The organism is Methylobacterium sp. C33D (assembly GCF_053345825.1).
On record NZ_JBKFAV010000023.1, the window covers coordinates 28,398 to 39,857 of the forward strand.

10 protein-coding genes are annotated in these 11,460 nt (G+C 71.4%); 6 read left to right on the forward strand and 4 right to left on the reverse strand.

Features of this window, described 5'->3' with window-relative positions; genetic code table 11:
• Positions 1–43 precede the first annotated feature (43 nt).
• Together ACLBXO_RS18915 and ACLBXO_RS18920 are read left to right on the forward strand one after the other, a co-directional pair.
• Positions 44–1,573 carry a DUF1800 domain-containing protein gene (locus tag ACLBXO_RS18915; RefSeq protein WP_447686305.1) on the forward strand — a complete coding sequence of 510 codons (1,530 nt, stop codon included), beginning with the start codon at positions 44–46 and terminating at the stop codon, positions 1,571–1,573.
• The gene (locus ACLBXO_RS18920; protein ID WP_447686306.1) at positions 1,570–2,757 is read left to right on the forward strand and encodes a DUF1501 domain-containing protein; all 1,188 of its coding nucleotides are present in this window, start codon (positions 1,570–1,572) and stop codon (positions 2,755–2,757) included. Before ACLBXO_RS18915 ends, ACLBXO_RS18920 begins: the two co-directional genes overlap by 4 nt.
• A 253-nt stretch (positions 2,758–3,010) precedes the next feature.
• On the opposite strand, the gene ACLBXO_RS18925 is transcribed toward ACLBXO_RS18920, so the two are convergent.
• On the reverse strand, positions 3,011–4,057 hold the full coding sequence (locus ACLBXO_RS18925; RefSeq protein ID WP_331313009.1) for a threonine aldolase family protein: 1,047 nt from the start codon (positions 4,055–4,057) through the stop codon (positions 3,011–3,013).
• Positions 4,058–4,279: 222 nt separating this feature from the next.
• Between ACLBXO_RS18925 and rpsU the strand changes: the two genes are divergently transcribed.
• Positions 4,280–4,615 carry a 30S ribosomal protein S21 gene (gene rpsU, locus ACLBXO_RS18930; RefSeq protein WP_012322424.1) on the forward strand — a complete coding sequence of 112 codons (336 nt, stop codon included), beginning with the start codon at positions 4,280–4,282 and terminating at the stop codon, positions 4,613–4,615.
• A 366-nt stretch (positions 4,616–4,981) separates the two neighbouring features.
• Here the strand turns inward: rpsU and ACLBXO_RS18935 are convergent, their stop codons facing one another.
• Positions 4,982–5,374 (reverse strand): response regulator, encoded by a 393-nt coding sequence (locus tag ACLBXO_RS18935; RefSeq protein ID WP_331313008.1) that lies wholly within the window; start codon positions 5,372–5,374, stop codon positions 4,982–4,984.
• 320 nt (positions 5,375–5,694) lie between these two features.
• Here ACLBXO_RS18935 and ACLBXO_RS18940 point away from each other — a divergent pair, with 320 nt between their 5' ends.
• Complete coding sequence (locus ACLBXO_RS18940; RefSeq protein ID WP_447686307.1) at positions 5,695–6,480, forward strand: class II glutamine amidotransferase; 786 nt, start codon at positions 5,695–5,697, stop codon at positions 6,478–6,480.
• 101 nt (positions 6,481–6,581) lie between these two features.
• A complete protein-coding gene (locus ACLBXO_RS18945) occupies positions 6,582–8,015 on the forward strand; it encodes an NAD-dependent succinate-semialdehyde dehydrogenase (RefSeq protein ID WP_447686308.1) in 1,434 nt (477 codons plus the stop codon).
• Positions 8,016–8,054: 39 nt separating this feature from the next.
• On the opposite strand, the gene ACLBXO_RS18950 is transcribed toward ACLBXO_RS18945, so the two are convergent.
• Positions 8,055–8,261: a SlyX family protein gene (locus ACLBXO_RS18950; RefSeq protein ID WP_020092944.1), complete on the reverse strand. Its 207-nt coding sequence runs from the start codon at positions 8,259–8,261 to the stop codon at positions 8,055–8,057.
• Positions 8,262–8,629: 368 nt separating this feature from the next.
• Between ACLBXO_RS18950 and ACLBXO_RS18955 the strand changes: the two genes are divergently transcribed.
• Positions 8,630–10,105 (forward strand): methyl-accepting chemotaxis protein, encoded by a 1,476-nt coding sequence (locus ACLBXO_RS18955; protein WP_447686309.1) that lies wholly within the window; start codon positions 8,630–8,632, stop codon positions 10,103–10,105.
• 14 nt (positions 10,106–10,119) lie between these two features.
• On the opposite strand, the gene ACLBXO_RS18960 is transcribed toward ACLBXO_RS18955, so the two are convergent.
• Entirely contained in the window at positions 10,120–11,274 is a 1,155-nt protein-coding gene (locus ACLBXO_RS18960) for a diguanylate cyclase domain-containing protein (RefSeq protein ID WP_447686310.1), read from the reverse strand.
• Between the last annotated feature and the right edge of the window lie 186 nt (positions 11,275–11,460).

Below are 11,460 nucleotides of genomic sequence, written 5' to 3' on the forward strand. Positions count from 1 at the left end.
GGCACCACGCTTCCCCGGTCGATTTCCGCTTCGCGAGGCCCCGATGTCGCGCGCCGCAACACGCTGCTGCTTGGTCACCGTCCTGCTGCTCGCCGCGGCCGGCCACGCCCCCCACGCGGAGGAGGCGCCGTCGCGCGCCGCCGCGGCCGATGCCGCCTTCCTCGATGCCCTGACGTGGGGCGCCACGCCCTCGTCCTACGCGCGGCTCAACGCGGAGGGGCGGGCGCGCTGGCTGCGCGCGCAGCTCCACCCGCCGGCCGAAACGCGGCTGCCCCCCGCGGCCCAGGCGCAGGTCGACGCGCTGACCCCGCCGGGCAGCCTGTTCGAGCGGGCCCAGGCGCTGGACGCGCAGGCCAGGGCCGCCAAGGACATTCCGGACCCCGAGGCCCGGAAGGCCGCGCAGCAGGCGTTCCAGGGGGCGCTCAACGCGGCCGCGCGGAACGCCGCCTCCGCCTGGGTGCTGCGGGCGCTCTACAGCCCCGACCAGCTGCGCGAGCGGCTGACGTGGTTCTGGTTCAATCGTCTGAACGTCCACCAGGGCAAGTCGACCCTGCGCGCCGCCGTGGGCGACTACCTCGACACGGCGATCCGCCCGCACGTGCTCGGGCACTTCCGCGACCTGCTTATGGCGAGCCTGCGCCACCCGGCGATGCTGCGGTACCTCGACAACGACGCCAACGCCGCCGGTCGCCCGAACGAGAACTACGCCCGGGAGATCATGGAGCTGCACACGATGGGCGTCGGCTCCGGCTACACGCAGGGCGACGTCGAGGCGCTGGCGCGGATCCTGAGCGGGGTCGGCATCGACATGAAGCCCGAGACCCCGAAGCTCCGCCCCGAGCACGCCGCCGACTTCCGCCGCGACGGCCTGTTCGAGTTCAACCCGAACCGGCACGATTACGGCGACAAGGTCTTCCTCGGAACGCGCATCCGGGGAAGCGGCTGGCCCGAGGTCGAGGAGGCGGTCGACCTGATCGCCCGCAATCCCGCCACCGCCACCAGCGTCTCCCGGGCACTGGCCACCTACTTCGTCGGCCAGCCGCCCGACGACGCCCTCGTCGCCCGGCTCGCCGCCGTGTTCACGCGGACCGACGGCGACATCGCCGCGGTGATGGAGGGGCTGGTGCGCGAGCCGGCCCTCACGGCCGAGCGCGGCGGCGCCTTCAAGGACCCGGTCCGCTACGTCTTCTCGGCCCTGCGCATGGCCTACGACGCGCGCGTGATCCGCAACGCCGGCCCGGTCCTGGGCTGGCTGAACCGCCTCGGCGAGGGCCTGTTCAACCGCTCGACGCCGGACGGCTACCCCCTCGACGCCGCCGCCTGGAGCGGGCCCGGGCAGCTCGCGACGCGGTTCGAGATCGCCCGGCAGATCGGGTCCGGCTCGGCCGGCCTGTTCAAGCCGGCGCTGCCCGATCAGGCCGAGGAGCCGGCCTTCCCGGTCCTCGCGAACGGGCTCTACTTCGCGGCTTTGTCCGGCACCCTGTCGGCGGCGACGCGGGCGGCCCTCGCCCAGGCGGTCTCGCCGCAGGACTGGAACACGCTCTACCTCGCCTCGCCGGAGTTCATGCGATGAACCGTCGCGATCTGCTCCGCGCCTCGGCGGCGCTCGGCCTGTCCACGGTGGCCGGCCGCGTCTGGGCCGCCCCGAAGGCCGACGCGCGCCTCCTCGTGGTATTCCTGCGCGGCGCCTACGACGCCGCCAACGTGGTCATCCCGACCGGCAGCGACTTCTATTACCGGTCGCGGCCGAGTCTCGCGATCGCCAAGCCCGACGCGTCGGACCCGAAGGCGGCGCTGGCGCTCGACGCCGACTGGAGCCTGCACCCGGCGCTGCGCGACACGCTCCTGCCGCTCTACGCCAAGGGCCAGGCCGCCTTCGTGCCGTTCGCCGGCACCGACGACCTGACCCGGAGCCATTTCGAGACGCAGGACACGATCGAGATGGGCCAGACGGTCGGCGCGGCCCGCGACTACAATTCCGGCTTCATGGCCCGGCTCGCCGCGGAGCTGACCCGGGTCCGTCCGATCGCCTTCACCGACCAGATGCCGCTGATCTTCCGGGGCGGCGAGACGGTCCCCAACATCGCTATCAACGGCGTCGGGAAGCCCGGCATCGACGACCGGCAGGCCCGCCTCATCGCCGCCATGTACAGCGACACCAAGCTGGCCGCCGCCGTGACCGAGGGATTCCGGGTGCGCGACGCGGTCTACCAGACGATCTCCGACCATGCCGGCCAGGCCGACCGCGGTGCGGTCTCGCCCAAGGGCTTCGAACTCTCGGCCCGGCGGATCGGCCGCCTGATGCGCGAGAATTTCAACCTCGGCTTCGTCGATGTCGGCGGCTGGGACACGCACGTGAATCAGGGTGCCGGCACCGGCTACCTCGCCGACCGGCTCGGCGAGCTGGGGCGCGGCCTCGCGGGCTTCATCGAGGAGATCGGCCCCGGCTGGTCCGACACGGTGGTGGTCGCGCTGTCGGAGTTCGGGCGGACTCTCAGGGAGAACGGCAGCCGCGGCACCGACCACGGCCACGGCAGCGTCTACTGGATCCTCGGCGGCGGGGTGCGCGGCGGCCGGATCGCGGGGCCGCAGGTGCGGGCCGACGAGGCGCACCTGTTCCAGAACCGGGACTATCCGGTGCTCAGCGACTACCGCGGGCTGCTGGGTGGCCTGTTCCGGCGGCTCTACGGGCTCGACCAAGCGAGCCTGCGGCGGATCTTCCCCAGCGCGGACCCGGCGGATCTCGCTCTGTTGTAGGGGGCGAGCCGAAGGATCGCGCCGTCCCATCCTCCCGGCCCGGGCTTCGGGCCCTCCGTCATCGCGAGCGCAGCGAAGTAACCCAGGGCTGCACGACATCGGATGGCGTCGCGCGACACTGGATTGCTTCGCTGCGCTCGCAAGACGACCGGGCGCCTGTCGCGCCAACATTTTGATCCGACCCAGCAGATGCCAACATCAGCGCGCGCGAAACACCTTCGGTGGGCGGCTGTACACCCTTGTGTCCACCGGATCAGGCCGCGGCGGCCGCCAGCGCGCGCAGGTCGCCGACCAGCTCGTCGACCCGCTCGGACCGGGCATCCCAGGCGAACATGAAGCGCGCCCCGCCGCCGATGAAGGTGTAGAATCGCCAGCCCCGGGCGCGCAGGCCATCCATCGTGGCCGCCGGCATCGTCAGGAAGACCGCGTTCGCCTCGACCGGAAACAGCGCCCGCACCCCCGGCAGCCCGGCGACGGCCTCGGCGAAGCGCCGGGCGCAGGCATTGCCGTGGGCCGCGTTCCGCAGCCACGCGCCGCTCTCCAGCATGCCGACCCAGGGGGCGGCGAGGAAGCGCATCTTCGAGGCGAGCTGGCCGGCCTGCTTGCAGCGGTAGCCGAAATCCTCCGCGAGCTTGGCGTCGAAGAACACCACCGCCTCGCCGGCATGCATGCCGTTCTTGGTGCCGCCGAAGCACAGGACGTCGATGCCCGAGCGCCACGTCATGTCGGCGGGGCTGCACCCGAGGCTCGCGCAGGCATTGGCGAAGCGCGACCCGTCCATGTGCAGGGCGAGGCCCAGCTCGCGGCAGGTTGCCGACAGGGCCCGCAGTTCGGCGAGGCTGTAGACCTGCCCGGTCTCGGTGGGCTGCGTGATCGTCACCACCCGCGGCCGCGGGAAGTGGATGTCGCTGCGGTTCTGCGCGAGCCCGCGGATCGCCTCCGGCGTGAGCTTGCCGCCCTCCGTCCGGACGGTCAGCAGCTTCGAGCCGTTGGAGAAGAATTCCGGCGCGCCGCACTCGTCGGTCTCGACATGGGCCGAGTCGGCGCAGATCACGCTGTGGTAGGACTGGCACAGCGCGGCCAGGGCCAGCGCGTTGGCCGCCGTGCCGTTGAAGGCGAAGAAGACCTCGCACGGGGTCTCGAACAGGTCCCGGAACGCGTCGGCCGCCCGGGCCGTCCAGGCATCCTCGCCGTAGGCGGGGGCGTGGCCGCGATTGGCCGCTTCCATCGCCGCCCAGGCCTCCGGGCAGATGCCGGAATAGTTGTCGCTGGCGAATTGCTGCGAGTCGTCGTGTCTCATCCGCGCAACCTAGCACGGCGCAGGCGCGGATGGATCGCGTGGACAGGTTGGAACTGGTGCGCGCTTGGTGTAATAGCCCCGTCAAGGCGTGAGCTCCACGCCGATTCGGAAACCGACGTTCCCGTCCCTCCCGGGTTCAAACCGGGCGAGGGACGTTGCCGGTTTCCAGATCGGCGGCGGGCCGCGTGAACCCAGAACTTCAGGTCCAGAGGATCAAGTCCGTTGCAGGTACTCGTTCGCGACAACAACGTCGATCAAGCGCTCCGCGTCCTCAAGAAGAAGATGCAGCGCGAGGGCATCTTCCGCGAGATGAAGCAGCGCAAGGCTTATGAGAAGCCGTCCGTGCGCAAGGCTCGCGAGAAGGCCGAGGCCGTCCGCCGCGCCCGCAAGCAGGCCCGCAAGACCGCGATCCGCGAGGGCCTGATCGCCGCGCCGAAGCCGAAGCCCCGCTTCCCCGCCGGCGGCCGTCGTCCCGGCTTCCCGTCGCCGTCCGCCGCGCAGGGCCAGGGCGGCAACGCCGCCGGCCAGACCCCGGTCAGCCCGGCTCCCGCCGCCTGAGCGACACCACCTCAGTCTTGAGAAAGCCCGGCCTGCACGCGCAGGCCGGGCTTTTTCTTTGGGTCGCGGCCGGATGAGGCGTCCAGTCACGCGAGCCGCACGTGGCGCGGGTCCCCTTTCCACCCAGGTCGGGCTTGCCCGACTCGGACTTCTCAGGACGGATCTCGGGCAGGCCCGAGATCCGTCGGGAGGAGACAGAGTGAGGGATGCGACCTCCCCGGAAAAAACGGGTCCGTCACCCCAACCCTCTCCCGCACGGGAGAGGCGGCGGGTCGCGGCTGTAGCGCCGGGCCAGGACTCGGCGCTCGCGATGACGTGAAGAGCGTCGAGCGCCGCGCGCTCAGGCCGCCAGCTCAGGCCGCCAGCTCAGGCCGCCTTGGCGGCTATCGTCGCGCGCTCGGCCTGGACCAGCACGTCGAGGGCCCGCCAGGGCTTCTGCATGTAGACCGCCTGATCGGGGAGCCGCGCGTCCCGGCTCGCGCCCGAGGTGACGACCACGCGCACGTCCGGCCAGCGCCGCTTCACCGCCTGCGCCAGCGACACGCCGTCCATGGCGCCCGGAAGGCGCACGTCGGCGAACAGCAGCGCCACCGTCACGTCAGCGCGCTCCAGCACCGAGAGGGCCGCCTCCGCGCTCTCGCAGGCGATCACGCCGAGGTCGGTCTCCTCCAGCACCGCCGTCGCGAGATCGCGCACAGCCGCATCGTCCTCCACGACGAGCGCCACGGGGGCGGAACTATCGGGCGTTGCGCGATCCATAAAAGTCTCCTGCTGACGGTGCCGTGCCCCGCGTCGGGCGGTCGCCTGGAGGGCGAGCTTCTGATTCCCCGATTCGGCCATGCTGACCCTTCATGAGGCGGCTCACAAGAGTCGCGTCGCTCCGGCGGCGAATGCCTGCCCTGCGGACAGGCGGCACCATTTTCATGCGGAACGCACGAAAATGGCGCAGTTTCCGGGCGGTTAAGAAACTGTTCACCGGCGTGGACCGACTGTTAACGTCCTGCGGCGGAACGTCTCCACCCGCTCGGAGCGTTTCGCCGGATCGAACGCGGCCCAGAGCTGAAGGATCATCGTCCGACATGTGCCGTTTCCTCGCCTACAGCGGTGAGCCGGTCTTCCTCTCCGACCTCGTCTGCGCGCCGACCCACTCGCTGGTGCACCAGTCGCTGCACGCCGACGAGGGGAAGACCGAGACCAACGGCGACGGTTTCGGCATCGGGTGGTACGCCGAGCGGCCCGAGCCGGGTGTCTACCGCGACATCTCCCCGGCGTGGTCGGACGAGAACCTCGTGAACCTCTGCGGTCAGGTGCGGGCGCGGACGTTCTTCGCGCACGTGCGCGCCTCAACCGGGACGGCCACCGCCCGGGCCAACTGCCACCCCTTCGTGTTCGGCCGCCACCTCTTCATGCACAACGGCCAGATCGGCGGTTACCACCGGATCAAGCGTCGCCTCGAGGCGCTGATCCCGGATTCCTACTACGACCATCGCCGCGGCAGCACCGACTCGGAGGCGATCTTCCTCCTGGCGCTCGCCAACGGCCTCGAGGCGGACCCCGTCGGCGCGATGGCGCGGACGCTGAAGACCGTCCGCGATTTGATGGAGGCGGCGAATGTCTGCGAGCCGCTGCGCTTCACCGCGCTGCTCACGGACGGCGAGACGCTGACCGCCTATCGCTGGGCCTGCGACGGCCGGCCGCCGAGCCTGTATTACCGCGAGGGGCCGGGCGGCATCGTCGTCGTCTCGGAGCCCATCGACGGCTGCCGCGAGGGCTGGCGGGTGGTCCCGAAGGGCGCGACCCTGCGTGCCCGCCACGGGACCGCGACCATCGTCGAGGCGCCGGAGCCGGCCCGCGCCGCGGCCTGAATACAGTCGGCGCCAGCCATGCCGCCGCGGGGATTGCCGGGGCGCGCCACATCGCCACATTCCGCCTGCGGCCGATGGTGCGGCCGAGCGGGAATCGACCGATGTATCCGGATACCGAGCTTCACATCGCCGGGCGCTGGCGCGCGGGTGGCGACCGGGACACCCTGGGGGTCCTGAACCCCGCCACGGGCGAGACGATCGGCCAGTGCGCGGTCGCCACCACGGCGGATCTCGACGAGGCCCTGGCTGCGGCCGCCCGCGCCTTCCCGGCCTGGCGCAAAGTCGCCCCCTTCGAGCGCGCCAAGGTGATGCGCAAGGCGGCCGACCTGCTGCGCACCCGGGTCGACGAGATCGCCCGCATCATGACCCTGGAACAGGGCAAGCCGCTGGCCGAGTCGCGGGTCGAGACCCTCGCGGCGGCCGACATCATCGACTGGTTCGCCGAGGAGGGTAAGCGCGCCTACGGCCGCGTCATCCCGGGCCGCGCCGACGGCGTGCTGCAGGCGGTGGTCCGCGAGGCGGTCGGCCCCGTGGCCTGCTTCACGCCCTGGAACTTCCCGATCAACCAGGCGGTGCGCAAGATCTCGGCTGCGCTCTGCACCGGCTGCACGGTGATCCTGAAGGGCCCCGAGGACACGCCGGCGAGCTGCGCCGCCCTGGTTCGCGCCTTCCTGGATGCCGGCATCCCGGGCGACGCGCTCTCGCTTGTCTACGGCGATCCCGAGACCATCTCGGCCTACCTGATCCCGCATCCGGTGATCCGGAAGATCTCGTTCACGGGCTCGACCGTGGTCGGCAAGAAGCTCGCGGCGCTCGCGGGCGAGCACATGAAACGCGCCACGATGGAACTCGGCGGCCACGCCCCCGCGATCGTGTTCGGCGACGCCGACGTGGAGAAGGCGGTGGCCGTCCTGGCCCCCTCGAAATTCCGCAATGCCGGCCAGGTCTGCGTCTCGCCGACCCGGTTCCTCGTGCACGATTCGGTCTTCGACCGCTTCGTCGAGGGCTTCACCACCTTCGCCAAGTCGGTGAAGGTCGGCGACGGGCTCGATCCCGACACCAAGATGGGGCCGCTGGTTCACGGCCGGCGCCTCGACGCCGTCACGGCGCTGGCGGCGGACGCCGAGGCGAGCGGCGCGACGCTCCGCGCCGGTGGCAAGCGCATCGGCAACCGGGGCAACTTCTTCGAGCCGACGGTCTTCACCGAGGTACCGCTGACCGCCCGGATCATGAACGAGGAGCCCTTCGGCCCCCTGGCGCTGATCAACCGGTTCTCCGACGACGACGAGGCGCTCACCGAGGCCAACCGCCTGCCCTACGGGCTCGCGGCCTACGCCTACACCCGCTCCGCCGAGCGGGCGGCGCGCGTTTCGAGCGCGGTCGAGAGCGGCATGATCTCGATCAACCACCACGGCCTCGCCCTGCCGGAGACGCCGTTCGGCGGCGTCAAGGATTCGGGCTACGGCAGCGAGGGCGGCCCCGAGGCCCTCGACGCCTACCTGGTCACCAAGTTCGTCACGCAGGCGAACTTCTGACGCCCCGGCCGGCGCGCCACCGCGCGCCGGCCCCGCCCCTCAGTAGTGCGGCGGCGGCGGCTCCGGCCCCCGCGGGGCCGCCCGGGCGGCCGCCTCCTCGACCTGCTCCCGCAGCGCGTCGAGCTGCCGGACGAGTCGGTCGATGACCCGCCACTGCTCGGTCACGGTCCGGTTCAGGTCCTCGATCGTCGCGTCCTGCTCGGTCAGGCGCATCTCCAGGCGGTCGATCCGCGTGGCCTCGTCCATCTCGGGTCTCCCGTCAGTGCCGTGCGGCGAATCGGCATCACGCGCGTCGTGCCGCCGGCTCCCGGCCCTCCTCCTAGCGCGGGCCACGCGCCGGGCAACCGGAGCGGCAGCGCCCAGGCATGACCGGCCGCGGAATCCAAGTCACGCGATATAGAGAGACAATACACCGCGATCGACCGAGCGCGGTTTATACGCCGATAGGGTTTGTCTCACCGGGAAGTACATCTCTCAACGATCGACGCGGGCTACACAGATTTCCAGGGTCGCGCGCTAGCCCACACCCTGAAATGAGCGTGCCATTGACAGATTTTTAAGCGCGTCTCCTCATGCTCGTCGCGACTCTACAGATCAGGCGGGCACGGGCTCCGATGGCGATGTTTGGTTCACGCGACGACGCTCTGCTCGCGGCGATCGACCGGACGATGGCGCGCGTGGAGTTCGACCTCGACGGCACCGTCACGGACGCGAACCCGCTGTTCCTCGACCTCCTGGGCTACACGCGCGACGAGGTGCGCGGCCAGCACCACCGGGTTTTCGTTCCGGAGGACGATCGCGCGGGCCGGGACTACGCCGCCTTCTGGGACCGGCTGCGGGCCGGCCAGCACGAGGCCCGCGCCTTCCGCCGCGTCACGAAGTCCGGCCAGATCGTCTGGATCCAGGGCTCGTACAACCCGATCCTCGACCGGCGCGGCCGGCCGACCAAGGTCGTCAAGCTCGCCACCGACATCACCGAGGAGCGCGCGCGCAACGCCCGCCACGCCGGCCAGATCGCGGCCCTCGACCGGTCGCAGGCGGTGATCACCTTCGCCCTCGACGGGACGATCACCGACGCCAACGCCAATTTCCTGGCCACCATGGGCTACACCCTGGACGAGATCCGGGGGCGGCATCACCGGATGTTCCTGCCGCCGGCCGAGGCGGCGAGCGCCGGCTACACGGCGTTCTGGACCGCCCTCGGCAACGGCGAGTATCAGGCCGGCGAGTTCCGGCGGATCGGGAAGGACGGCCGCACCGTCTGGATCTTCGGTGCCTACAACCCGATCCTCGACGCCGACGGCAAACCCTGCGCCGTCGTCAAGTTCGCCACGGACGTCACCCGTCAGGTCGAGGACCGGCAGCGCCGGGCCGACGGCCAGCGCGCCATCGATGCCGACATCACGGCGATCCGCGACTCGATGAGCCGGGTCGTCCGGCAGGCCGACGAGACCGCCGAGACGTCGAGTCAGACCGCGCAGAACGTCGAGGCGGTCGCCGCCGGCTCCGAGGAGTTCGCCGCCTCGATCGAGGAACTGAGCCGCCACGCCCTGCAGGCGAAGTCGTCCGTGGACCTCGTCGTCACCCGCGCCGGGGAGGCCGGGGCGATCGTCGTGGGCCTGACCGGCGCCGCAGACCGGATCGGCGCGGCGGTGAACCTGATCCGCTCGATCGCCGACCAGACGAACCTCCTGGCGCTGAACGCCACCATCGAGGCGGCCCGGGCCGGGGTCGCCGGCAAGGGCTTCGCGGTCGTCGCCGCCGAGGTGAAGGCCCTGGCCGAGCAGACCGCCAAGGCGACCGGCGAGATCGGCACCCAGATCGCCGCCGTGCAGGCCGAGACGTCCCGGGCCGTCGCGGCGATCGACGGGATCGGTGCCACGATCGAGCAGCTCAGCGCGATCTCGCTGAGCGTGTCGTCGGCCGTGACCGAGCAAGCCGCGGTGACCCGGGACATGACCGAGAACATGCAGTCCGCCGCGCAGAGCGTCGCCGCCGTCCACGCCGCCATGGCGGAGATCGCGGCCTCGGCGGGCGTGGTCGACGCCTCGGTTCGCAAGGTCTCGGAGGCCGCCCGCGCCCTCGCCTGAACGGCCCGCAGGCCTCAGGCGGCGCGGATCGCGGCCTGCCCGGCCACGGCGACCCGGTCGCGCCCGCCATCCTTGGCGGCGTAGAGGGCGGCGTCGGCCCGCCGCATCAGCTCGTCGAACGCGATCCCGGCGCGGGCCTGCGCGATCCCGATGCTGACGCTGACGCGCAGGGCCGGCAGTTCGGGAACCTCGAGCTGCGCGAAGGTCCGGCGCAGTTCCTCGGCCCGGGCCAGGGCCTCGGCGGGCGACACGGCCGGCAGCAGGCAGGCAAACTCCTCCCCACCCAGGCGGCCCAGCAAGGCCTCGCGGGGCAGCAGCGTCGTCGCCACGGCGCAGAAGCCGACGAGGACCGCGTCGCCGACCCCGTGGCCGAAGCGGTCGTTAACGGCCTTGAACCGGTCGAGATCGAACAGCAGCAGGGCGGCGTCGCCGTGCCGCGCGATCGCGGCCTCGGCGGCCTGCGCGAAGGCCCGGCGGTTGCGCACGCCCGTGAGCGCGTCCGTGGAGGCGGCGATGCGCTGCTCGCGTTCCGCCCGCTCCTTGACCAGCGCCATGAAGGTGAAGGCCGAGGCGATCGAGAACATCAGGGTGACGAAGCACAGGATCGCCACCCAGGGCGACGTGAGCGGGCTCGGACCCGGCTGCAGCGGCGCCACCAGCGTCGCGGGGATCCGCACGATGTAGAAGGTGCCGTGCAGCCCCAGGATGGTGGCGGCGGCGATCCGGGAGGCGAGCCGCTCGGCGCGGCCGCGCCAGATCTCCGCCGTCGCCGCGCAGCAGTAGAGCGCCGCCGCCGCGGAGGCGTAGATGATGCGGGCCTCGATCGACGCGTAGAAGGTCGGGATGAGGCAGAGGACGCACCAGCCGAGAGCGCCCGCCATCGCGACGCCCACCCGCGGCTCCCGCCGCTCGAAGGAGCGGACGCCGCTCCAGATGAGGCCGTAGGCGGCGAGCACCACGGCGTTCGCCAGGCCGACCGAGATCAGGTCGGGGATCTGATTGCGCAATGCGAGGCCCGCCGAACCGGCAGCGCCCACGAGGTGCGCCACGCCCCAGAAGGCCAGCACCCGGGATTCGGGCGCCTGCCGCCACGAGGCCATGAACAGCGTGCCGACCAGGAAGGTCGTCGCCGCGCTGACGACCAGCAGGGTGGCGGGATCAAGCTGCACGGATGATCGTCAATCCTCCACCCGGACGTCGGCGCCGTCCCCTTCCCCGAATCGTGCGGCAGCACGGTCGTACGAGCCCGGTGACGATAACACTATAGCTCATCCGGAGCCACAATAAGCTAGATTATAATGACCATAAGGGGCGAAGGTACTAGTTCACCAGCATATTCATCGCACAATCCAGCC